At 42.0% G+C, this 23,354-nt stretch carries 17 protein-coding genes; 11 read left to right on the top strand and 6 right to left on the bottom strand.

Going from position 1 to position 23,354, the window contains the following annotated elements; genetic code table 11:
* Nucleotide 1: 1 nt before the first annotated feature.
* The 4 genes from atpA to ACPPVU_RS22610 all read left to right on the top strand — a co-directional run bounded on the left by atpA (nt 2) and on the right by ACPPVU_RS22610 (nt 3,966).
* Nucleotides 2-1,576 carry a F0F1 ATP synthase subunit alpha gene (atpA, locus tag ACPPVU_RS22625; RefSeq protein WP_426669005.1) on the top strand — a complete coding sequence of 525 codons (1,575 nt, stop codon included), beginning with the start codon at nt 2-4 and terminating at the stop codon, nt 1,574-1,576.
* 119 nt (nt 1,577-1,695) lie between these two features.
* A complete protein-coding gene (atpG, locus tag ACPPVU_RS22620) occupies nt 1,696-2,580 on the top strand; it encodes an ATP synthase F1 subunit gamma (protein ID WP_426669004.1) in 885 nt (294 codons plus the stop codon).
* 364 nt (nt 2,581-2,944) lie between these two features.
* Nucleotides 2,945-3,706, top strand: coding sequence for a DUF4349 domain-containing protein (locus tag ACPPVU_RS22615; protein ID WP_426669003.1), 762 nt, complete (start codon nt 2,945-2,947; stop codon nt 3,704-3,706).
* 71 nt (nt 3,707-3,777) lie between these two features.
* On the top strand, nt 3,778-3,966 hold the full coding sequence (locus ACPPVU_RS22610; RefSeq protein WP_426669002.1) for a hypothetical protein: 189 nt from the start codon (nt 3,778-3,780) through the stop codon (nt 3,964-3,966).
* Between the two features lie 189 nt (nt 3,967-4,155).
* Here ACPPVU_RS22610 and gldB read toward each other — a convergent pair whose 3' ends face one another.
* Entirely contained in the window at nt 4,156-5,190 is a 1,035-nt protein-coding gene (gene gldB, locus ACPPVU_RS22605; RefSeq protein WP_426669001.1) for a gliding motility lipoprotein GldB, read from the bottom strand.
* A gap of 70 nt (nt 5,191-5,260) precedes the next feature.
* On the opposite strand from gldB, the gene ACPPVU_RS22600 reads away from it, so the two are divergent.
* Both ACPPVU_RS22600 and ACPPVU_RS22595 read left to right on the top strand, forming a co-directional pair.
* The gene (locus tag ACPPVU_RS22600; protein ID WP_426669000.1) at nt 5,261-6,910 is read left to right on the top strand and encodes an NAD+ synthase; all 1,650 of its coding nucleotides are present in this window, start codon (nt 5,261-5,263) and stop codon (nt 6,908-6,910) included.
* A gap of 80 nt (nt 6,911-6,990) precedes the next feature.
* Nucleotides 6,991-7,668, top strand: a complete 678-nt coding sequence (locus tag ACPPVU_RS22595; protein ID WP_426668999.1) for a DUF4136 domain-containing protein — start codon at nt 6,991-6,993, stop codon at nt 7,666-7,668.
* Nucleotides 7,669-8,003: 335 nt separating this feature from the next.
* Here the strand turns inward: ACPPVU_RS22595 and ACPPVU_RS22590 are convergent, their stop codons facing one another.
* The gene (locus ACPPVU_RS22590) at nt 8,004-11,810 is read right to left on the bottom strand and encodes a T9SS type A sorting domain-containing protein (RefSeq protein WP_426668998.1); all 3,807 of its coding nucleotides are present in this window, start codon (nt 11,808-11,810) and stop codon (nt 8,004-8,006) included.
* 310 nt (nt 11,811-12,120) lie between these two features.
* A complete protein-coding gene (locus ACPPVU_RS22585) occupies nt 12,121-12,351 on the bottom strand; it encodes a hypothetical protein (protein ID WP_426668997.1) in 231 nt (76 codons plus the stop codon).
* A gap of 367 nt (nt 12,352-12,718) precedes the next feature.
* Between ACPPVU_RS22585 and ACPPVU_RS22580 the strand changes: the two genes are divergently transcribed.
* On the top strand, nt 12,719-16,453 hold the full coding sequence (locus tag ACPPVU_RS22580; protein ID WP_426668996.1) for a S8 family serine peptidase: 3,735 nt from the start codon (nt 12,719-12,721) through the stop codon (nt 16,451-16,453).
* An 86-nt stretch (nt 16,454-16,539) separates the two neighbouring features.
* Here ACPPVU_RS22580 and ACPPVU_RS22575 read toward each other — a convergent pair whose 3' ends face one another.
* Nucleotides 16,540-17,043 carry a hypothetical protein gene (locus tag ACPPVU_RS22575; protein ID WP_426668995.1) on the bottom strand — a complete coding sequence of 168 codons (504 nt, stop codon included), beginning with the start codon at nt 17,041-17,043 and terminating at the stop codon, nt 16,540-16,542.
* A 209-nt stretch (nt 17,044-17,252) separates the two neighbouring features.
* Here ACPPVU_RS22575 and ggt point away from each other — a divergent pair, with 209 nt between their 5' ends.
* The 4 genes from ggt (at nt 17,253) to ACPPVU_RS22555 (ending at nt 21,192) form a co-directional block, all read left to right on the top strand.
* Complete coding sequence (gene ggt, locus ACPPVU_RS22570; protein WP_426668994.1) at nt 17,253-18,959, top strand: gamma-glutamyltransferase; 1,707 nt, start codon at nt 17,253-17,255, stop codon at nt 18,957-18,959.
* 152 nt (nt 18,960-19,111) lie between these two features.
* A complete protein-coding gene (locus tag ACPPVU_RS22565; RefSeq protein ID WP_426672220.1) occupies nt 19,112-19,546 on the top strand; it encodes a MarR family winged helix-turn-helix transcriptional regulator in 435 nt (144 codons plus the stop codon).
* Between the two features lie 188 nt (nt 19,547-19,734).
* Nucleotides 19,735-20,235: an FKBP-type peptidyl-prolyl cis-trans isomerase gene (locus tag ACPPVU_RS22560; RefSeq protein WP_426668993.1), complete on the top strand. Its 501-nt coding sequence runs from the start codon at nt 19,735-19,737 to the stop codon at nt 20,233-20,235.
* Between the two features lie 6 nt (nt 20,236-20,241).
* A complete protein-coding gene (locus ACPPVU_RS22555) occupies nt 20,242-21,192 on the top strand; it encodes an FKBP-type peptidyl-prolyl cis-trans isomerase (RefSeq protein ID WP_426668992.1) in 951 nt (316 codons plus the stop codon).
* A 242-nt stretch (nt 21,193-21,434) separates the two neighbouring features.
* Here ACPPVU_RS22555 and ACPPVU_RS22550 read toward each other — a convergent pair whose 3' ends face one another.
* Together ACPPVU_RS22550 and ACPPVU_RS22545 are read right to left on the bottom strand one after the other, a co-directional pair.
* Nucleotides 21,435-22,358, bottom strand: a complete 924-nt coding sequence (locus tag ACPPVU_RS22550) for a TIGR01777 family oxidoreductase (RefSeq protein WP_426668991.1) — start codon at nt 22,356-22,358, stop codon at nt 21,435-21,437.
* A gap of 38 nt (nt 22,359-22,396) precedes the next feature.
* Nucleotides 22,397-23,332: an NAD(P)H-binding protein gene (locus ACPPVU_RS22545; protein WP_426668990.1), complete on the bottom strand. Its 936-nt coding sequence runs from the start codon at nt 23,330-23,332 to the stop codon at nt 22,397-22,399.
* Between the last annotated feature and the right edge of the window lie 22 nt (nt 23,333-23,354).

The raw sequence follows: 23,354 nt of genomic DNA, 5'->3' as shown, positions 1-23,354 counted from the left end.
AATGGTAGAGGTTAGACCAGACGAAGTATCGGCAATTTTGCGTCAGCAGTTATCGGGCTTTAAGTCAGAATCTGAATTAGAAGAAGTAGGTACGGTACTTCAGGTGGGTGATGGTATTGCCCGCGTTTATGGATTAACAAAAGTACAATCAGGTGAGCTTGTTGAATTTGAAACAGGTTTGCAAGGTATCGTACTTAACCTGGAAGAAGATAACGTGGGTGTGGTATTGCTGGGGCAGGCTGAAGGTGTAAAGGAAGGTGATACCATTAAACGTACTAAAAAGATCGCTTCGATCAACGTAGGCGAAGGCATGCTTGGCCGTGTGGTAAACACGCTGGGCCAGCCAATTGATGGTAAAGGACCTATTGCCGGTAAAACTTACGAGATGCCTTTAGAGCGTAAAGCTCCGGGTGTAATTTATCGTCAGCCGGTAACCGAGCCTTTGCAAACTGGTATCAAGGCTATCGATGCGATGATCCCTATCGGTCGCGGACAACGTGAGCTGGTGATCGGTGACCGTCAGACAGGTAAAACTGCTGTTTGTATCGATACCATTATCAACCAAAAAGAATTTTATGCTGCCGGTCAGCCGGTATTATGTATCTATGTTGCCTGCGGTCAGAAAGCTTCTACCGTAGCAAACATCGTTCGTACGCTGGAAGAAAATAATGCAATGGCATATACAGTTGTAGTTTCTGCAAGTGCTGCCGATCCAGCTCCAATGCAGTTCTACGCGCCATTTGCCGGTGCTGCTATCGGTGAGTACTTCCGTGATACCGGACGTCCTGCTTTGATCATTTATGATGACTTGTCAAAACAGGCTGTTGCTTACCGCGAAGTATCTTTGTTACTACGTCGTCCACCGGGCCGTGAGGCTTATCCTGGTGACGTGTTCTACCTGCACAGCCGTTTGTTAGAGCGTGCTGCTAAAATTAGCCAGAATGACGAGATCGCTAAAGCGATGAATGATCTTCCTGATTCAATCAGAGGTATCGTTAAAGGTGGTGGTTCATTAACCGCATTGCCGATCATCGAAACACAGGCAGGTGACGTATCAGCTTATATCCCAACCAACGTAATTTCAATTACTGACGGTCAGATATTCCTTGAGTCAAACTTATTTAACGCTGGTGTGCGTCCGGCTATCAACGTAGGTATTTCGGTATCACGTGTGGGTGGTAATGCGCAGATCAAATCAATGAAGAAAGTTGCCGGTACCTTGAAACTTGACCAGGCTCAGTTCCGCGAACTTGAAGCTTTCTCAAAATTCGGATCAGACCTTGATGCAGCTACTAAAAACGTAATTGACAAAGGTGCACGTAACGTAGAGATATTAAAGCAAGGTCAATATTCACCTGTAACGGTTGAAAAACAGGTGGCTATTGTTTACGCAGGTACTAAAAACCTAATGCGTAATGTGCCTGTAAACAAGATCAAGGAATTTGAAAGCGAATATACTACACAGTTAGAAATGCGTCATCCTGAAACACTGGCCGCTTTAAAAGCCGGTAAACTGGACGACCAGATCACAGGCGTACTGGAAAAAGTAGCTAAAGAACTAGCAGAAAAATACTAATGTGCAAATGTGCGGGTATGTAAATGTGCAGATGATTGCATAGCCGTATATTTCCATAATAAATAATAAAAGCAAAGTAATTTGCACATCTGCACATCAAAAATTTGCACATTCAATAAATGGCTAATTTAAAAGAAGTAAGAAACAGGATCACGTCAGTAAGCTCAACGCAGCAGATCACCAAAGCTATGAAAATGGTTTCGGCTGCTAAGTTAAAGCGTGCTACAAATGCTATTATACAGTTACGCCCTTATGCTAATAAGCTGAAGGATTTGCTGGCTAACCTTTCTGCAAGTTTGGAAGATGGTTCATCTCCATTTTTACAGGAACGCGAACCTGCACGTGTGCTGATCGTAGTGGTTACATCCAATCGTGGTTTGGCCGGTGCGTTTAATACAAACGTGATCAAAACTGCTAATAACCTGATCGCTGAAAAATACAGCAACCAATTAAAAGCAGGTAATGTTTCTGTAGTAGGTATAGGTAAAAAAGGACAGGAGTATTACCAGAGACGTAAATACAATGTTATTGGTAATAACAATGAGCTATACAGTGATCTTACTTTCCTGAATGTATCTAAAGTTACTGAAAGCATTATGCAAGGCTTTTTAAAAGGTGAGTATGACCGTGTTGAACTGATTTATAACCGCTTTAAAAATGCAGCTGTACAATTTTTGACAGTTGAACAGTTACTACCAGTTCCGAAAGCTGAAAAGAAGAAACAAGCAAGTGCAACTCAAATTGATTATATTCTTGAGCCTTCGCAGGAGGAAATCGTAGAACAATTGATCCCTAAAAATATCAAGATACAACTATACAAAGCTGTATTAGACTCATATGCATCTGAACACGGTGCACGTATGACTGCTATGGATAAAGCAACTGATAACGCAGGTGAACTAATAAAGGCGCTGAAATTATCATACAACCAGGCACGCCAGGCAGCCATTACTACCGAACTTACCGAAATTGTGAGCGGTGCTGCAGCATTGTCGGCAAACTAAAAGCCTAACCTAACCCTCTCCAAAGGAGAGGATTTTATAAAGTTCTTAAAAAGGTTTCTCACACTCGGGAAGCCTTTTTTGTTTCATCACCTTGTCATTCCGATTGCGTAGCGAGGAATCTTCTTCACTATACAAATTGCAGACTTATCCTTTTTAGAAGATTCTTCACTCCGTTTCAGAATGACAAGGATGTTTGTAACAACTTCATTATCATGGGTTACAATTTATCGGTAAGAGGTATCAATTGAAAAACCAATTAAATCTTACGATCATGAAAGCAAGAATGTTACTGGTAATGCTGGCCGCCATTGCCTTACTGGCAGCCTGAAAAGGGAAAAGTTATAGATCATCAGCTGATAGTGCCATGTCTGCTACTGATTCTGTTTTGAACAAGGCAAAACTGGTAAAGACAGCGGATGTTAGCTTCAAGGTAAAGAATGTCAGAGAAACAGGAGAAGCCATAGGCCTATTAACTGATAAATTTGACGGAATGGTAATGCACCATCATATGCAGTCATCTGCTATACAAAATGAACGTGTTCATTTAAGCAATGATTCGGTTATGCTTGTCTCTTCATACAATACCACGGCTGATATGACTGTGAAAATCCCATCGGAAAAGCTTGAAGACTTTATTAATCAAGTAAATCATATGGGTATTTATATTAATTCCAGTAAGATGGACATAGAAGATCGTACACTGGATTATTTGTCGTCAAAGCTAAAAGCGGACAACCGTAAAGAATTGGTTGCTCAACAAAAATCGGGGAAAGTAACTTTAAAACATCCCGAAGACATTTTAACAGTAAAAGATGATATTGTCGATAAACAGATTGGCAATCTGAAAACAGATATCGAAGTAAATTATAGCACGATAAATTTGAGCTTTTATCAAAGCGATACCATTCTTAAGGAGATCATCGCTAATGATGATCCATCGGCTTATAATATACCTGTGCTCCAACGCATAGGGCTGGCTTTCGCCTCAGGCTGGGCAATTTTTATGGATATAATAATAGGCTTGATCAATTTATGGATGTTTATCCTTGCGGGATTAGGAATATGGGCGGCTTACAGATATTATACTAAGCGCAAAGTCCGTTTAGCTAATCATCCCGTTATATAAAATATTAAAACTATTATCAGTTTTTCGGTAAACATTTCTATTTTTGTCAAAAACATCAACACTTTAAGAATATGAGTTCAACAGAACATGCTAACGACGAACGCCACTATGTTTTATTAGTAGTAGCCATCATTATAGGCCTGGTTGGAGTATACCTTCGTTTCGCCGGTGATGCCGCATATTATTCATGGATTGCCAATGTGATTTTAATTATTGGCGTTGCTATAGCTTTAAAAGCTGTGTTTACCATTTTGGACTAAGTCCACGCAAAATATAAATCAAAAGGCGCTTAGAAATTTCTAAGCGCCCTTTTTTTGCCTGGTAATTCACAATAGAGATTAAGCACGTCACCTGATCCCTATTCACTAAATCTCTAATTATTGACTAATCTCTATTCTCTGGTCACTAATCACTAATCTCCGATCTCTAATCACCAATCTCTGATTACTCTACTTCGGCCTATATTTAGATTCACTCAATATCTTCTGAGCATCGTTATCTGCCATTAATTGCGGAAGGGTTACTTCAGGATGTTTGTCCATATACTGCCGCACAATTTGCCAGCCTGTCCACAGAGCTAACCTTGGCGCAGCCTCATTCTTCTCACCTAAACCCGGAGTGAAAGGTGCTTCACCCAAGTATTTCTGGATCTTTGCGTAATCAGTTTCATATAGCAGGTTTTCTTCCAAAAAGTATCCCCATATCTGTGATTTAAAATCATCACACCATTTCATCTGCTTTTCGGTATAGCCAATTTTGGTCGAATCAGCCAGATCGGGCAGCATCCTGTCCATAAAATACAATATTTTACCATTGTATACCATCCTTGAAAGTAAGGATTTGTCCTGGTCTTTTTCAGGGAACATGTCTTCACGGGCGATGATTTCAATCATACGCGGAGCTATATTGTCAGAGGTAAACCGGCGTGTTATATAGTGTGGCAAAGTCTCGGTAAGTGCAGGATAAAATCTGGAATCGGCACCCAAAAACATATCCAGGCCAATGGCTAAATAACCATCACCTATGGATGTTTGTGCCTGGAAGCCGGAAAAGTAAGCGTAAACCTTAGGTAAAGTCTTTTTAGGGAAATAATATTTAATATGCCTGAAGGCATCCGTCACTTCTTCATTTTGTTTATCCAGGTTAGGATATACTGAATCAACATCATGTTTCAGATCAGCATAAGCCTGTCCGTTAAACATTTCGTGTAATGGTTTAAAATAAGCGGTATCACCAATAGATCCATACTGCATCACACGTTCAATGTAATCGGCATAAAAAGGGCCATACTTCTTAAACATAGATATAGCCTGTGCGTCCATTGGTTTGGTCCGCATAGCATCCAGATCATGATCAAAGCGTTCGATCTTCACATTAACGTCAATATTGCTTACATCAACCTTTTTAGAACGGTCGCAAGCGGTTAATAATAAACTCGTCAGAAAAATTAGGTAAATTTGCTTTGCTTTAAAGGAGAAGATCATTTTTTGGTTCTTTTAGCAAAAATAGATTTTTACCCCACATTAACCTAAAGCAAATTGATATCAGCTACATATGAAGATTGCATTAGCACAGCTTAACTATCACGTAGGAAATTTTGAGTCGAATACAGCTAAAATTATTGACCATATACATAAAGCCAAACAGCAGGATGCTGACCTGATTGTATTTGCAGAATTATGCGTTTGTGGCTATCCGGCAAGGGATTTTCTGGAGTTTCGGGAATTTATCGGGCTTTGCGACGAGGCAGCCAAAAAGATTGCCACCGCCTGCAAGGATATCGCCTGCATCATCGGGCTGCCAACCTTCAACAATAATCCGGAAGGAAAAGAACTCAATAACTCAGCTTATTTTATTGAGAACGGGGAGGTAAAGGCGATTGTCAACAAAGCGCTACTTCCTAACTATGATATATTTGACGAGTACCGGTATTTCGAACCATCCACTCAGTTCAGTTGTATCGATTTTAAGGGCCATCGCATAGCACTGACCATATGTGAAGATCTATGGAACACTATTGAAAATCCATTGTATATGACGCGCCCCATGGATATGCTGATCAAAGAGCAACCGGATGTGATGATCAATATTGCGGCATCTCCATTCGCTTATAACCATGACGAAGAGCGCATTGCTATATTAAAAGATAATGCTAAACGCTATCAATTGCCTTTATTTTATGTGAACCACGTTGGAGCGCAGACTGAACTAATATTTGACGGTGGATCATTAGTATTTGGTAATACAGGCGAATTGCTTGATGAACTGCCATATTTTGAGGAAAGTGTGACCTATTATGTACTGGAAAATAAATCAGAGGTAAAGCTATTGCAGCCTTCTACCATGCGGGCAGAAAGGCAAAGCAATATTGAACAGATACACCAGGGACTGATATTGGGCATCAAGGATTATTTTTATAAATCAGGTTTTAAAAGTGCCATATTAGGATTGTCGGGGGGGATTGATTCGGCCGTAGTTTGTGCGTTGGCTGCTGAAGCGCTTGGTCCACAAAATGTGATGGCTGTATTGTTGCCCTCTCGTTTTTCGAGCGAACACTCTATTAAAGATGCAGAAGATCTGGTTAAAAACCTGAGGTGTAAACACGAGACCATCCCGATCAGGCATATCACAGAAGCCTTTGAAAGTACACTGCATCCACAATTCAATAACCTGCCATTTAATATTGCCGAAGAAAACATACAATCGCGCAGCCGAGCCGTTGTTTTGATGGCTATGTGTAATAAGTTCGGATATATATTACTGAATACATCAAATAAGAGTGAAGCGGCAGTAGGTTACGGCACTTTATATGGCGATATGTGCGGTGGTATTTCGGTTATTGGTGATGTATATAAAACGCAGGTTTTTGAGCTAGCCCGGTATCTTAACAGAAAGCGCGTAATAATTCCAGAAAATACCATAGCTAAACCGCCATCAGCCGAATTGCGCCCGGATCAGAAGGATACGGATTCATTACCTGAGTATGATGTGCTTGATCCTATTTTGACCGAATATATCGAAAACCGTTGTTCCTCCGGCGAGATCATTAAGATGGGTTATGATGAGCAAACTGTTCGCAGGGTTTTAAGGTTGGTTAATTTGGCAGAGCACAAACGTTATCAAACGCCTCCAATTTTGAGGGTTTCACCAAAAGCATTTGGCATGGGTCGAAGGATGCCTATTGTAGGTAAATATTTGTCGTAAAGGATCATAAAAAAATAAATTTCATGATTAAACCCTTTGAATCGTAAATTGTCTAAGTGAATATAAAGGTAAAAATAGCCATGAAAACACCATTCTATTCCGTACTCGCTTTCCTAATTATTTCAGGTTTATCAGCATGCAGTAGCTACAATTATTATACTGCCGGCCTTAACAAAACAAATATGAGTCAGTATCGGTCTTTCGCCATGATGAAGCCGGAAGAACCGGGGGGAAATAAACCTGCATCTAAGACGAAGGTCACAGCGGATCAAAAAATAAATGATGCGGCAATAGCTTCGCTGAAAAGCAAGGGGCTGAAGCTTCAAAACGATAATCCTGACCTTTTGGTTGTGTATATTGCTAAAGTTGGCAGGGGTTCAAAGACTGTCTATTACTATCCTGGCTGGGGTTACCCTTATTACGGGTGGGGCTATCCTTACCGTGGATGGGGCTGGGGTTATGGGTACCCGTACTATGGATATGGCTGGGGCTACCCATATTATGGCTGGGGAGGTTACGCATATGCGGTTGATAAAGAACATTACAAGGAAGGGACTATCATTATTGATCTGATAGATGCCCGCACTCATAAGGTAGTATGGCGAGGTTATGGCATTAGTGATGCTCATGACAACCCGCAAAAGAATATTGAGGAAATGCCGGAAATTGTCAAAGGCATCATAGATCAGTTGCAGTTAGCTCCTCCTGAAAAAGTAGCTCCTCCCAGCAAAGTAGCTCCTCCTAGCAAAGCATCCTAACTTTCTCACATAGTATTGTTTTAATTAATCCTCACTGTATCTTATGCAGGGAGGATTTTTTATTTACACGATTTTGGGATTATTTGCATTAAGGAACGTCCTTGATGGGCAGGCAGGGACGAAGGGTTGGAGCGAAGAAGCAATCTCTGCGTGCTTTTGTCTGAACCTTGATTTAGCGGATTACAGGATTTGCCTGATTGATTGTTTATGCAAGACTTTGCATGCAACGAAGCAACCTCTGGAATGCAAAGCGGATATGCATAGTCCATGATTGCTTCGTCGCTGCCGATACGCCGTCCGCACTACGCCTCACAAGGACGTTATGGCATCGTGTCTCAATTTTTAACAAACTTAGATCTTCCTACCAGCGAGTGGTCTTTATTGCTGGTCACTTCAACTATGTAGGTACCCGGTAAAATGTTGCCTACGTTGGTTTGCCATGAAGTATCTTTGGTGGTGCCCTGCCTGATGATAAGGCCAAAGCTGTTGATGATACGGATATCGTAAGCCGTATTGTTCTTCTTATCGGTTGGAGCAATATCCACGTTGATTACATTGTTTACCGGGTTAGGGTATAAAGTGATGTTGCTGTTGTCGTTGCTGCCACCCTGCCCGTTAAAGAGCAGATCAACCACTTTTGAATAGCTGGTGCTATCATTATAGTCTACTGATTTGAGGCGGTACAGGTTATCGCCTTTCAGCGGTTCCATATCGGCCAGGCTGTAGCTACCTGCCCCGGTGGAAGTAAAGCCGCCCACTACATCAAAGGTTTTGCCATTGTCGGTACTGCGTTCAACGGTGAAATGGGTGTAGTTGCCTTCGTTTTTGGCAACCCATGTTATTACTGCCTGCCTTCCGTTCTGGCCTTTATCAGCGTTAAAGCTCAGCAGTTGATAGGCCAAAGCCGGGTCCTGGCGAATGACCAGGGTAAAGCGGTGCTTGCTGTAGCTACCGGTATCCTTAGTAAGGCTGAGGCTGTAGGATGGGTTTTGGCGCAGGTCTACTGTATCGTGCTTAAAGGCGTCTGCCAGCAACACCTGGTATAGCTGGGGGATACCGGCCAGTTCCGTCACGTTCAGGGTATAATTGCCATAAGTTTGTGCGGTGGCATACATCGGTATACTTACTTTTTTGCCGGTTAAAGGCACCCAATTGATAGCCAAACGGGTATTATCACTTGAATAGCTGCTCAGGCTTACCTTACCGTCGCCCGACATATAGGGCGCATCTTCGTTCAGCACATATTTTGCCGAGGCATCCGGCCTGAAGCCGATATAAATATCATCGGTATTGATACTGTCGAGCGCCATTTGTAAACGCAGGTGCGACGGTGCAGCGGTGCCTGCACTGTTCAGCACAGCCATATTTCCCTTGGTAGCCATGAACAGGGTAGTGCCGGTATTCTGTGCCGTGGGTAACTTACAGCTTTCGTTGAAGATCAGTTGGGGATTGGCAGCAGTAGCCACTACGAAAAAGCCTTGTCCGCTTACAATATACCGGCTTGCATTGCCGGTAGTGGCGCCGCCCTGCTGGTAAGTATTATAGTTTTGCGTTTTGGGGTTCCGTTCATAGATCAGGTTAGATATATTAGATCCATAAATGCCTGAAGTATTGTTAGTTATATTGAAGGTTTCCCAGTCAATAGTGCTCGCATAGGGATTGCCCACCAGGTTGCTCCCACGCACGGCAGCATTGTTGCCGGTGGTATAGCCCAAATTGGCCGAAGCTGGTGTGTACCAGTCCCGCACAATTACCTGTCCCTGGTTAAGCGTGCCGGTGGTGGTAGTGGTGGCTGTCTGGGCGATATAAGTAGGGCCCGATTCGATTTCGATACCTGCAGCAGCCCTGTTCCCCCTGAAATAATACATGATACCCCCGCCAACTGGCAAGTAGTAGGGGTTGCTGGTTGCTGGTTGCCCGCCGATGACAGGATAAGACGGTGAAGTATTCAGCCCGTTTATTCCCCACCAGTTCCCGCTGACGAAGGTGGCATTAGAGGGCACCTGGTCTTCCCGGTACACAAAGATGCCGGGGTTATTGGGGTAACTGACTGATACATCAAAGCCGCCCGTAGCCAGGCTGATGCCTTTAACAAACATGCTGTTCTTCAGGTAGTTGATACTGTACACGTTGACGTTGGTTGCACCCACTGCCACGGTGGCCGCGTATACCGGTGAGGAACCCAGGCGGTAGCCGCGGTAGCCGGAACCAGAGCTGCCATCTACCTGGAGATAGCGCTCTACAGCAACCTGGCCGATGATACCCCCGGTTGTAATAGGGCCAACAGCGGCAGAATTGGTGGCATTTGACTGTAAAGTAAAGTTAAGCGGGGAATTTATAGTTAATATTCCTGTGCCAGTAATATCTACGCTCGCTGATGGGGCAATATTTATTCCGCCCTGTCCTGTAACAATAGGCGTGGCATTATTGTCAATTGTAAGGGAGCTATTAATAGTAAGCGTAGCCCCGCTGTTAACAGTTAAGGTTGCTGCATGTGCAGCGCCAAATTCTAAAAAATAAACACTTGCGGTTGCAGATACTATTGGTTCAGGTGAATTCTTTTTATTGTAAGCGTGCACTCCAATACTCGCGAGAACTGTTGAGCCGGTGGGTACAGTCCCTGTGCTCCAATTTCCACCATCGCTCCATGCGCTGCTGTTTTTCCCTGTCCAGAAATCATCTACTACACAAGCAATGCTTAGGGTGGTGGTAGCGGTATTAGTACCATTAGTACAGGTTACCGTATAAACTTGTGCCGCAGATAAAACGGAGGGCTTACCGCTTATAGTTCCGGTGGAGGTATCAAAATTAAGACCTGTTGCGGTTGTTAAGTTAGGGCTTATGCTAAAGTTGGTCGGCGAGCCTGTTATTGTAGGAACTAAAGAAGTTATATTATTGGTAGTACTTTGAGTAAAAACGTTAATATCGTTAGGGCTATAGGTTATAGTAAGGGTTGCAGTGCACTGTATAGTTATTGTAGTGGTGTTGCTTTTCCCGGCGGCATTATATGCGGTAACTTGATAAGTTACAGGGCCGAAAGCACCTGTAGGTGTGCCTGTGATCTCTCCGGTTGTTGTATTGAAGCTTAAGCCGGGGGGCAATATTCCGTTTAAATGGTACCCGCCTGTGGCCGGGTATTGAGTTAAGGTATTATTTGAGTAATCTGAAACATACAAATTGCCGACCTGATCTACAACAAAGCCGCGCGGGTCTTTATAAGTTCCTGCCAAATTTGTTAAAAACGAACCGGAAGCGCTGTAGACTGATACTTTCCCCGCTCCGGCGGTTGGTGTACCTACATCGGCCCCTGCTCCTGAATCACCAACATATATATTACCCCCTCCATCAATGGCTACCCCAAAAGGGTTGGTTAACCCGGTAACCAATGTTGATATATAGGCGCCGGTTGGAGAAAACTTGTATACACTTTTGGTGCTATTATCCACTACGTAAATATAGCCTGAGTTATCTATAGCCACACCTACCGGGTCGGGCAGGGCGATACCGTTAACAGAAAAGGCTTGTACGCCAGCCGAGTTATATTGGGATACCGTAGTGTTGCCCGCGTTGGCAATATAAATATCGCTTGAAAAGTCATTGGTGATACCGCTGGCAGCGCCCAGTCCTGATATGACTGTTGAAACATACGTGCCTGCTGAATTAAATACGGTTACATTAGCATTGCCATTAAAATTACCATTGCCATTGTTAGTGCGGTTATAGTTTAATATATAGGCATTGCCTGCCTGGTCAAATGCAATACCCTGTGGGTTTGATATATTGGTATTCGTATTGCCATCCACAAAGGTTGTCATAGTGTTGCTTGCCGGGTTGTATTTAGTTACAAGACCTGGAATATGGGCGGTGCTGCCATAATTGGCCACATAAATATTGCCGGATGGATCCATGCCCAGCCCCCATGGATGTTCTAACCCACTTGCTACCTGAGTGCCTGTACCAAAACCAAAAGCAGCAACTAGGCCGCCCGTATTAGTTGGTGTTATGGGGCTAATGTTTGTGCCAGACGGAAAAGTATACGTATTGGGTGAGTATGAAATATTGGGGGCTGTTTGCGCAAAGTTTTTTACAGACAGGCATAAAAATATCAATACTATAGCTAAGGCAAGTAAATGTCTTTTCATTGTGATTGGGCTAAGTCAATAATGTATAAGTAATTAGAGATCTAAGCAGATGCAACAATCATGCACTAAAATGCAGCAGGGGATTTTTTTTTGTTTTAGGCGTTGTTATAGGTGTTAAAACGTATAAAATAACGGGGAGATGCACTTGGGATGGTATATGCAACGTGGGGTTGGGGAATATTGGGTATTTTGCATTCCCCGCAATGTAGATTATTTCCCACAGGCTTTATGGGGGTATAAAATGCAGATTACCCTTGCGTGATGTTTTAATTTTTAAATAGCTTCTAAGTAAGGGTCACTGAATCCGTCTTTACCGGGCGCCCAGCGAAGCAGATTTAGCCCGACGGTACAGGTGGTAAGCAGCAAAAATACAAACAGCAATAAATAACATGTTAACCCAGGTATCTAACGGGCAGTTAACGTCCTGGAAACCGCCTATATCACATGGGTCGTCACCGGGGTCGCCCAAATCGACTGCGAAAGTGTTTAGTGTACTGATGAGTATGAGTACAATTGCGCCAAAAATAATTTTCAATTTCATGCAAAAAATCTATACTATTCAAAAACACACAGTTTTATTTAATTTAATTACTATAATTTAAATGCTGTAACGCTGCGTGTTATATTTTTATACAAAAATATTCTTGTGCTATTACAAATAGCGTGCCTGTATTGGTTACTTGCAAAATAATTAGCTTGCAGATTTGGACTACTAACAATAAGTTGCTGCGGGATTGAGCTTGGTTTATTTACCAGGATGACAATGATTAAGGGTAATAAACGTAGTCTAAGGGATTATTTAACCTTAAAACAGATTAAATACGTACTAGTATTAAGCTCCGATATCGTATTTAATTATAAAAATTATAATTTTATCCACTATGGCAATTTAAACACCTTGCAGGCTGATGAATAAACGCTACTTAGCATTAATTACAGGTTTTCTATTATTGCTTTTTGCAGATACCGCATTTTGCCAGCAGCCATTAATATCTGCAGAAAATAAAAGGGCGCTGGTTGATCTGTCGGCTAAATCAAATGCTTTATTTAATAAAAAGAGGCAGCAAGCTTTCTCATCTGCACAAAGCCATGGCTGGGTGCTCCGCCGTAAAACCAAACACGGGGGTGTCCAGGTTTTGCAGGGAGTAACTGACCGTGGATTTCCAATATATTTTGCTACGGACGATAACATCGTTTCGGCGGCAACAACAAACACTACTTTGGTGCAGCCGGGTGGTTCATTAGGATTAAATCTATCCGGATCGAGCACATTCCTTAACAATAAATTGGCAATATGGGATGGTGGGTCGGTTTACAGACAGCACCAGGAATTTGCAGGTAAAACCATCACGCTAAAGGATACATCAGAAGTTATTGATCATGCTACACATGTAAGCGGCACCATGCTTGCAAAGGGTGTGTATCCGCCGGCGAAAGGAATGGCCTTTAATGCAACTACGTTATTGTCATATGATTTTAATAATGACATTGCCGAAATGAGCACCGCAGCACCCAACCTGCTGCTTTCAAATCATTCGTATGGCGAATTAGGGGGATGGGTTTTTGATGATGGATTTAACAGGTGGGAGTGGTACGGGATACCCGGCGACACCGTAGATTATAGCTTTGGTTTTTATGGCGATCATACCCAGTCGTTCGATAAGATCGCTTATAATGCGCCCTATTATTTAATTATTGAAGCTGCGGGCAATGCCCATGCCAGCACAGGTCCCCCGGTTGGAGCTGATTACTACGGTTACAAAAGTGCCAGCGATCAAACCTGGGTTGATAAAGGTCCGCGTCCTGCCAATATAAGCAGCAATGACGGCTATGATTGCATAAGCAGTACTGCTAATGCTAAGAACATCTTAACAATAGGTGCAATTAACCCCTTGCCTTACGGGCCAACCAGTTCGCAGGGTATTACCACTGCCTATTTTAGCAGCTGGGGGCCAACGGATGACGGTCGTGTAAAACCCGACCTTGTTGGTAACGGATTAAACGTGTTATCAAGCGGGAGTAGCAGTACAACGAGTTATATTACTTTATCAGGTACTTCGCAGGCAGCGCCTAATATTACCGGGTCATTGTATCTGTTACAGGAGTACTATGCTCAAAAATATTCAGGGTCTTTTATGCGGTCAGCAACGCTTAAAGGGCTGGCCTGCCATACGGCTTTTGATGCTGGCAATGTAGGTCCTGACTATATATATGGCTGGGGCTTGCTGGATATGAAGAAAGCAGCGCAGGCCGTAACCGATAATGGGACGAAAAGCATGATAAAGGAAGCGACATTGGCGCAAGGTCAAACACAGACCTTCAACGTGGTGGCTTCCGGCAATGGTGCTTTGGTAGCAACTATATCATGGACTGATCCCGAAGGGAGCATAACGCCCGACGGAACGATCAATGACCGCACACCAAAATTAGTGAACGACCTGGATATAAGAATCAGTAGTGGGAGCCAAACCTTCAATCCATGGGTATTAGACCCTGATCATCCGTCGGCAGTTGCAACAACCGGGGATAATATAAGGGATAACGTAGAGCAGGTGTTTATAGCCGGAGCCATCCCCGGAAAAGCATATACCATTAAAGTATCGCATAAAGGAACTTTGAGATCAGGCTCGCAGCCCTATTCGCTTATAGTAACGGGGGTAGGCGGAACAGCTTATTGTGCATCAGCCCCATCATCCAGCGCCGACTCACGGATCAACAACGTAACACTTTCTAATATAAATAATACCCCTCCCGCAGGTTGTACTACCTATTCAAATTATACCAATCTAACATTGCAACTGGAGCAAAATAAAACTTACCCCCTAACGCTTACATTAGGTACCTGTGGTGCCAATTTTAATAAAATAGCTAAAATATTTATTGACTGGAACGGTAATGGCATATTTGACACAAACGAATTGGCAGCCACTACGAGTGTAGTCAGCACAACGGGAACTTATACTACTAACATAACAGTGCCTTCTACCGTTACTCCGGGGAATTATAGTTTGATGCGTGTAGTATTAAATGAAACCTCAGATCCATCTACTATAAATGCTTGCGGCACTTATGCCAAAGGTGAAACACAGGATTATAGAGTCCAATTTTTGCAGACAAGTCTTGATGCGGGAATAATTGCAATTGTCAATCCATCCGCAGGCGGTAATTGTTCAGGTACTACGCCGGTTACGGTTACTCTTAAAAACTTTGGTAGCGATACAATTAGCGCTATACCTATAAAAGTGACCATTACTGCTCCTGATAATACAGTATCCACATTTACTCAAACTTATACAGGGCCGCTCGCACCATCAGCCCAGGATAATTTTACGTTTACCAATGCATTTAATATAACAGCCGGTTCAACTTATGTTATTAGTGCTGCAACAAATTTATCCGGAGATTTAGTACCGGCTAACGACCAGATAACCCAAACTGTTTCCATTGATAACCCACCGGCAGCCACTAATTTATCAGCAAACTATTGTAATGCCAGTAATTCATATTTGTTATCGGGTACGGGTGATGGAGAAATGTTATGGTATAAAAGTGCAAATGATTTGATTCCGTTTGCGTATGGCGCAGCTACAACTACTACACAGGCACCTGTAGATAATGCCTATTATGCAGGCCTCAATGATTTTATTGGCACAGTTGGCCCTGCTACTAAAAATGTTTTTACCGCAGGCGGATACAATCAATTTACACCGGTAGTAAATGTGGTTACAAGAATACCTGTAATAATAGAAAGTGCGCGTTTGTACATTGGCAATTCGGGTAGGATCACCTTTAATGTTTCTGATGCCAGTGGCGAAATAGTTTCAACAGTAACTATTAATGCTGTTGCTACTTCATCTAACCCCGTGCCCGGTGCACAAAATGATGACCCTAACGACCAGGGACAGGTGTATAACCTGGACTTACTTTTGCCGGGAGCAGGAAGCTATACTATTAGTACAACTTATGATAATACCGCAACAATTTACAGGAGCAATAGTGGGGTAACTGGCTATCCTTTTAAAATAGGTGATGTTTTTAGCATCACAGGAAATACTGCCACATCCGGTTCGGATACAGCTTATTATAAGGGATTTTATTATTATTTGTATGATATTCATTTAAAAAGCCCTGGTTGCGCTTCTGTTGTTAAACAGCAAGTAACGGTTACCAAGCCTGTTATCACGCAGAATGGGACTACTCTAAGTTCGAGTTCGGCATCAAATAATCAATGGTATGTAAATGGAATTCTCATACCAGGGGCAAAAGGTCAAACTTACTCACCAACGCAGAGCGGTAATTACGAGGTGTATGTTACGCTGAGTAATGGCTGTGTTTCACAATCTGATAACTTTGTATATGTTATCCTGCCCAAAAATCCGGCTGAAAACGATATCGGACTTACGGTGTTCCCCGTACCTGCAAATAATCAACTAAATGTTTTATTTGCTGCAAAAACAGCTACCGAGTTAGACTTATCAGTGATCAATACTGCCGGGCAAACAGCTTACCTGGAGCGGAGAATGCTGGCTGGAGGGAACTTCAGCACGGTGATCGATGTTAATAATTTTGCGCCCGGCACCTATGTGCTGAAAATACTTTTAGGAGGTAAGTTATACAGTCGCAAAATAATTGTCTATCGATAGAGAAGAATGATTGGAAACTAGTGATCAGAGATTAGTTGTATTAGCCGGGTTTTTTAAATATCGACTAATACAACTATGGTCAATTCTTAAAAAGCATATTTTATGCCTAAACCCGGCGCAAGGTCAAAAAACGGGCCGGTAGCCAGCTCAAGTCGTGGGTTTAAGTCAAGGCTGACAGCAATTGGTGATTGGGGGATCACATATTCAAGCCCGATGACACCATCTACGCCCAATAATATCTGGCTGCTATTGTAAAATTCGTCATGGCCATATCTTTTATAATAACCCGCGCCAATAGCTCCTATATGTGCACCAAAGCCATAATAGAATCTGAATCCTTCCGTGCTGAAGGCTTGCTGATTGAGTTCATATAAGCCGGTGAAAACAAGTCCGTTTGAGCGGAAGCCAATAAGGCCCTCAAGAGAGGTATTGCTATCCATAAAATATTTGCCGGAGATGCCGTTTTCATATCCGCCAAATTTTAGTCCTATTGCGTACTGATAATCCGGTTTATACTCTTGTGCTTTTGAGCTGTTGCAAATAGATAGAAGTACTCCTAAAATGAGTAAAAAGTTCGTGGTTTTTTTCATAGAATTTTTCGCAAAGAACGTGAGTTTTTGCCATTTATTTTTGATCCATTCTGATTTGTGTTTTCAATTTGCTGATTATCAATATAAAAAGTTGAAATGATAAAGTTCGGGTGTAACTTTTTTGATACAGGATTTATGCTAATTCAGTATAGATAACCCAGTTTTCTATATTAGGATTTTATAAATTAGGCGAACCAATAATTGACCATATGCTAATTAAAAATAAGTCCCAGTTATTTCTTCTATTGATAGTTGTTTTTTTTATCCCGATTGGATGTGTGCAGGGGCAATTAGGTAAGGACAATGGTGGCGAATATCATAATGGAATGGTGGTTTGTGCTTATCCCGATGCAGCACAGGTAGGGCTAAATATCCTAAAAAAAGGAGGCAACGCCGTTGATGCTGCTGTGGCGGTACAATTTGCACTTGCTGTGACTTTTCCTGCGGCGGGTAACATTGGCGGTGGTGGTTTCATGGTTTACCGTTCGGCACAAGGTGAGACGAATACTTTGGATTTCAGAGAAAAGGCACCGGCTTCGGCGAGCCAGAATATGTACCTTGATTCGGCAGGGAATGTAATACAGGGGATGAGCTTGTCAACGCATCTGGCATCGGGTGTGCCAGGTTCAGTCGACGGCATGGTAGAGGCGCATAAAAAATATGGCAAGTTAAAATGGGAAGAACTGGTGCAGCCAGCTATAGACCTTGCACATAATGGCTTTAAGATCACTAAAAGAATGGCAGCTGACCTTAACCGCGAAACAGCAGAATTTAAAAAGCTGAATGAGGGGAAGAGCTATTTGTTAAAAGACAGTTTATGGCAGGAAGGTGATGTACTGGTGCAGGAAGATCTGGCTAAAACGCTGGAACGGATCCGCGATAAAGGCCGTGCGGGATTTTATGATGGGATAGTAGCCGACGAACTGGTAGATGAGATGCAGAGCGGAAAAGGACTTATTACTAAAGCTGATCTGCAGAATTATCATGCAATCTGGCGTAAAGCGCTTATAGGTAGGTACAAGGAGTATAAAATAATTACAATGCCTCCGCCATCAAGCGGGGGAGTGGCTTTATTGCAATTATTGCAATCAGTTGAGAAATATCCTTTAAGCAGATGGGGTTTTAATGCCGACTCGACAGTACAGTTGATGGTAGAGGCAGAGCGCAGGGTATATGCCGACCGCTCTAAATACCTGGGTGACCCTGATTTTTATAAAGTGCCTGTTGATAGTTTATTGAAGCCTGCTTATAACACATCGCGAATGAGCGATTTTAGTTGGGATAAGGCTACTCCAAGCGCAAGTATACAACCAGGCAAATTTGTTGCCTATGAAAGCGATCAGACTACTCATTACTCCATTGTAGACCATGACGGGAACGCTGTATCCATTACTACGACGCTAAACGGTTCATTCGGCTCAAAAATATTTGTTAAAGGGGCGGGCTTCCTGTTAAATAATGAAATGGACGATTTTAGCTCGAAACCCGGTGTGCCTAATATGTTTGGTTTGGTAGGCGGGAAAGCCAATAGTATACAACCCGGCAAAAGGATGTTATCATCTATGACGCCGACCATTGTTGAGAAAGACGGCAAACTATTTATGGTTGTAGGTACACCTGGAGGGTCGACTATCATTACTTCCGTTTTCCAGACGATATTAAATGTGCTCGAGTTTAACCAGGGCATGCAGCAGGCAGTTAATTCAAAACGTTTTCATCACCAGTGGCTGCCTGATCTGGTTTATATCGAAAAAGGTGCATTAGACAGTACTACCCATGCAAAACTGGAACAAAAAGGTTATAAAATAATTGATGGCGGTCCGGGCGGCCGGGTTGATGCTATATTAAAAACTAAATGGGGCTACTATGAAGGTGGTGCCGATCCGAGGGGGGATGACACTAAATTGGGATGGTAGCTGTTAGCTTATAGTTGATAGTTCATGGATCATAGTCAAAGGGTATCCGAATGAATAGGCGCTTTGTTGCTATGAACTATCAACCATTAACTATGAACTAAATTTGTATAATCAACTCACGTAGTTTAAGTTTGTCGGCAATGCCTAATCATATAAAACATCAGGAAACCATAGACTATTTTGTAAAGATAGTGTGGCAAACCATGGCTAATCGTTACAACCAGTTGGTTACCGAGTTCGGCATAACCCAATCTATTGGCTACCTGCTCATTAATATTGATGAAAAAGAGGGGACCACAGTCTCGCAGGCGGCATCACTTTTAGGGTTAAAATCAACCAGCTTATCGAGAATGTTAAGCCAGTTGGAGAAAACGGGGTTGATCTACCGGGAATCAAACCAGGGTGATAAACGTTCCGTTAAAATATACCTTACAGACCTGGGCAAAGAAAAAAGGCACCTGGCTCGTGGTGTTGTTAAGCAGTTTAACAACTATCTGAATAAGCATATTAATGAACATGATAAGGAATATCTTACCCAACTGCTTAAAAAAATAAATCAACTTACCATTAGTTATAAACCCGAATAGTAAAGGCGCTGAAATACGAATCTCCTGCTTCATCATCACTCTTACGGAATATCTAAAACTCTTTCAACTGATTATTTGCGGACACAGATACAGAACCGGGAATTACAGCGTTTAAAGGTATTAATTGTTAAAAAGTGTTAAGCAGTCGTTTTTGAATTTTAAAACAATAAATTTGCCGATTGAAATTAATGAGTAAGTGGCTGTTACCAATATTATTTATTTGCTGCATTGTGGTGAGCTGTACTAAAAGCGATAGCGGTTTAGCTAACTACAAAATCCAGGCTGCTAAGGACGATAAGATCGTTGCCGGTTATATCGCCGCCAACGGTTTAAGCGGCGTGGCCAAGAAGGTGAGTGACACCAGTGGCGTGTATTATATTATTGGGCAACAGGGGCAGGGGAATGATCTGTATACCTTATCAACATTGATAACTGTGGGATTTACCTGTAAAACATTGATAGGCCAGACACTAATTGAACAAACCAATGAATTCCATCCATCTTATACGTTGGGACAAACGATTTTAGGCTGGCAACAAGCACTGCCAAAGATTAAAAAGGGTGGTACTATCAGGTTATTGTTACCTTCGCGCTACGCTTACGGACCGTACCCTCAGCCAAACATAGGAATAGATACTGCAAACGCCATACTCGATTTTAATATCCAGGTTTATAATATTACGAATTAACTATAGATGAAACTAACACTTTTTGCCCTTTTTTTACTTTCTGTTATTGCCTTTGCATCATGCCGTAAAGCCAGCGATGAACCTGGTATCAAAGAATATGATCAGCAGCAGATACAAAACTATATATCAGCCAATGGCTTAACCGGAATGAAAAGAGATACTGCCGGTGGCGACACAACCGGGATTTATTATCAAATCCTCACACCTGGAACAGGTGCCCGTGTAGATTACCCAGATACGATATCTTATGTTTATACTTATCATTCATTTGATGGGAAATATTCTGTTACTGATACCGTGCTAAATCACGTTTTCGGATACCTTGGCCATGTGGGGCCTAATGGTTTAATGTTGGCTATTCGTAACGATTTAAAATACAAAGGTGGCAAAATTAGGATACTTATCCCTTCACATCTGGCTTATGGAGTAGATGGTTTTGGAAACGGGAGTAATACGGTAACTAACAACAGGTTAGCAGGCAATCAATGCCTTGATTATGTTATCAACCTCGTTAATAATCAGATTACTTACGATGATATGGTGCTTAACAATTATAAGACTGCCAATAATCTTAATGGTTATACTAAAATTCCACCAGTGGATCCTGTTACAGGTCAAATCAATAAAGCTGCCGGAATGTGGTATAAAATTATTACTCCCGGCAATGGCAACTCTATTAATGATAACTCAAGTGTAACATGTAATTATAAATTGTTATTGATGAATAATACTTATGCTGATACCAGTGCAGCAACAAATACAGCCACATTTAGTGATTTAAAATCGCTTACTCAAGGTGTGCATGAAGGGCTAAAGTTGGTGAAAGGTGGTAATGGGAGTGCAATTTCAATGCTGGTACCATCACGTTTAGGTTACGGCACCGCGGGCGCTTCGGGTATACCTGCAAATTCTTGTTTACGGTTTGAGTTTTACAATATTACTGTTACAAATTATTAAGCTATTTAGCTAATGCTTCTTTAAATGCCTTAAGGCGACGCAGCACAAAGGCATGATCGATAATGGGTTTTGGATATTTGCTGAAGTCAGCATCTCCGGAACCCATTTTTTTATGGCTAAATTCTTTACTTACCAATTTGTCATGTTGAACATAGTGAAACATCTTCTTCGCCCGGCTTCTTCGTTATGCATTTTTTAGAGGATTCTTCGTTATCACTCAGAATGGCAATGGCGTTTTTCACCTATCCATAAATTTCCTTTAATGCCATTGGCAAATCAGGGTATTTAAATACAAAACCATCCTTTTCAATTTTTTGTGCCGATACTTTTGTGCTGCCCAATACAAGAGTGCTCATCTCGCCCATTAAAAGCTTAAAAACAAATGCAGGTACTTTTACCGGCCATGCGGGCCTATGTAGTTGCTTAGCTAAAGCCTTTATCAATTGTTTATTAGTCACCGGCTCAGGCGCCACCATGTTATAAACGCCTGTCAGATTAATGTTCTCTATACCATAAAGGTACATATCTACTACATCCTGCCAGTGAATCCAGGGTATCCACTGTTTGCCATTGCCAAAAGGAGCGCCAAAGCCAAGTTTTACCGGCATGGCCATTTGCGGTAATGCGCCCTCGTCTTTATATAACACAACCCCGGTGCGAAACTTTAAAATGCGCAAGCCTAATGCGCGCCCTTTATCAACAGCATCTTCCCATTCCATGCAGCACTGTGCCATAAAATCTCTGCCGGGCAAACTTTGTTCAGTCAATAACTCATCACCGCGGTTACTGTAGTAACCTATTGCTGATGCAGATATGATGGTATTTATTTTATTAGGCTTGTTTTTTATCAGCCGGTAGATCATGCCAATTGACTTGGTACGGCTTTCGATTATTTCTTTTTTTCGTTTATCTGTCCAGCGTTTATCAGCTATGCCTGCACCTGCCAGATGGAGCACGGCATCAATGTCATCGATGCAATTCTCGTCTATCCGACCCTTAACAATATCCCATAAATAAGTTTTTACATTTGGGTTATTACCAGGCTTACGGCTTAAATAGCTTACTTGATAGCCCAGATCTATTAATTTATCAGTCATTAATTTACCGATGAGCCCCGTTCCTCCTGTAATGAGGATATGTTTGCTGTTTGATTGCCTTTGGTTCATGGGTAGCTACCTTATGCAATATGCTAATAATACACAGGTCAGTTGTTATTAAATGAGTGAATATTTTGTGTCCAAACATTATTATCTGTGGGAACTTTCGCATCTCTTAGTGCTTGCTTAAATGGCAGGCATTGCATAGGTATAACGTTTTTGATCGAATTATCCACGCAAATAGTATTATGTTTAAGCGTTTCTATCACACTTTGGGCCTCCGGATAACTTACCGGTGCTAACGTATTTAACAAGTGCGAAGACAGTTGAGCCGTAAGAAAAGGTAGTATAACAATGCTTGGCTTAAAGTTTTTGTAAATGGCAATATACATTAACAGCATTTGTTTAAACAATAGTACTTCAGGGCCGCCTATATCAAATTTTTTACCATATGTTTTTTCATTTAATAAACAAGCTTCGAGATAGGTGAGTACATCAATTGCTGAAATAGGTTGCAAATGAGTCTTTATCCAGTTTTGTGGGATTAAAATAGGGGTTTTTGAAGTTAGCGTATTAAACATTTGTAACGCTGTGCTACCCTGACCAATGATCATAGTGGCATTTAATACAGTAAGTTTTGGTTTCCCTTTGCCCAATATACTTTCTACCTGTTTACGTGCCATGATTCCGCCCCGGCCATTATCATTAATATCTCTTAACGTAATTATGTGTCGGCAATTTGTCTGCTCTAATGCTTCCATCAAATTTTGTGCAGACAAAGCGCCTAATGCAGCAAACTCAGAAGTTTGGGTAAGGGTATTAACCAGGTAATAGGCAGCATCGATATCTACGGGCAAAGGCTCGATATTTTGACGACGTAATAGATCGCCACCAATTATAGACACCACACGCGAATACGGGTTGTTTTTATAAAAATGGCCCTTATCCCTCACTAGACAAACTACCTCATGGCCTTTTTCAATCAGAACGGGTATCAGGCGTGTGCCTATATAGCTGTTAGCACCTGCGAGTAACACTTTCATGTTAATCTCAACAACAAAAAAC

Origin of the sequence: Mucilaginibacter sp. McL0603 (assembly GCF_049992945.1) — a bacterium.
GTDB lineage: Bacteria > Bacteroidota > Bacteroidia > Sphingobacteriales > Sphingobacteriaceae > Mucilaginibacter.
The sequence above is the reverse complement of the archived record's forward strand: the minus strand, read 5'-3'. Positions and strand labels throughout refer to the sequence as shown.

Coding starts and splice junctions, on each gene's coding strand:
- gldB (WP_426669001.1), bottom strand. CDS start 5,190: ATGATCTTCTCCTTTAAAGCAAAGCAAATTTACCTAATTTTTCTGACG.
- ACPPVU_RS22610 (WP_426669002.1), top strand. CDS start 3,778: ATGAGTTCAACAGAACATGCTAACGACGAACGCCACTATGTTTTATTA.
- ACPPVU_RS22550 (WP_426668991.1), bottom strand. CDS start 22,358: ATGAACCAAAGGCAATCAAACAGCAAACATATCCTCATTACAGGAGGA.
- ACPPVU_RS22575 (WP_426668995.1), bottom strand. CDS start 17,043: ATGAAAAAAACCACGAACTTTTTACTCATTTTAGGAGTACTTCTATCT.
- ggt (WP_426668994.1), top strand. CDS start 17,253: ATGCTAATTAAAAATAAGTCCCAGTTATTTCTTCTATTGATAGTTGTT.
- atpG (WP_426669004.1), top strand. CDS start 1,696: ATGGCTAATTTAAAAGAAGTAAGAAACAGGATCACGTCAGTAAGCTCA.
- ACPPVU_RS22585 (WP_426668997.1), bottom strand. CDS start 12,351: ATGAAATTGAAAATTATTTTTGGCGCAATTGTACTCATACTCATCAGT.
- atpA (WP_426669005.1), top strand. CDS start 2: ATGGTAGAGGTTAGACCAGACGAAGTATCGGCAATTTTGCGTCAGCAG.
- ACPPVU_RS22560 (WP_426668993.1), top strand. CDS start 19,735: ATGAGTAAGTGGCTGTTACCAATATTATTTATTTGCTGCATTGTGGTG.
- ACPPVU_RS22545 (WP_426668990.1), bottom strand. CDS start 23,332: ATGAAAGTGTTACTCGCAGGTGCTAACAGCTATATAGGCACACGCCTG.
- ACPPVU_RS22555 (WP_426668992.1), top strand. CDS start 20,242: ATGAAACTAACACTTTTTGCCCTTTTTTTACTTTCTGTTATTGCCTTT.
- ACPPVU_RS22595 (WP_426668999.1), top strand. CDS start 6,991: ATGAAAACACCATTCTATTCCGTACTCGCTTTCCTAATTATTTCAGGT.
- ACPPVU_RS22580 (WP_426668996.1), top strand. CDS start 12,719: ATGAATAAACGCTACTTAGCATTAATTACAGGTTTTCTATTATTGCTT.
- ACPPVU_RS22600 (WP_426669000.1), top strand. CDS start 5,261: ATGAAGATTGCATTAGCACAGCTTAACTATCACGTAGGAAATTTTGAG.
- ACPPVU_RS22615 (WP_426669003.1), top strand. CDS start 2,945: ATGTCTGCTACTGATTCTGTTTTGAACAAGGCAAAACTGGTAAAGACA.
- ACPPVU_RS22590 (WP_426668998.1), bottom strand. CDS start 11,810: ATGAAAAGACATTTACTTGCCTTAGCTATAGTATTGATATTTTTATGC.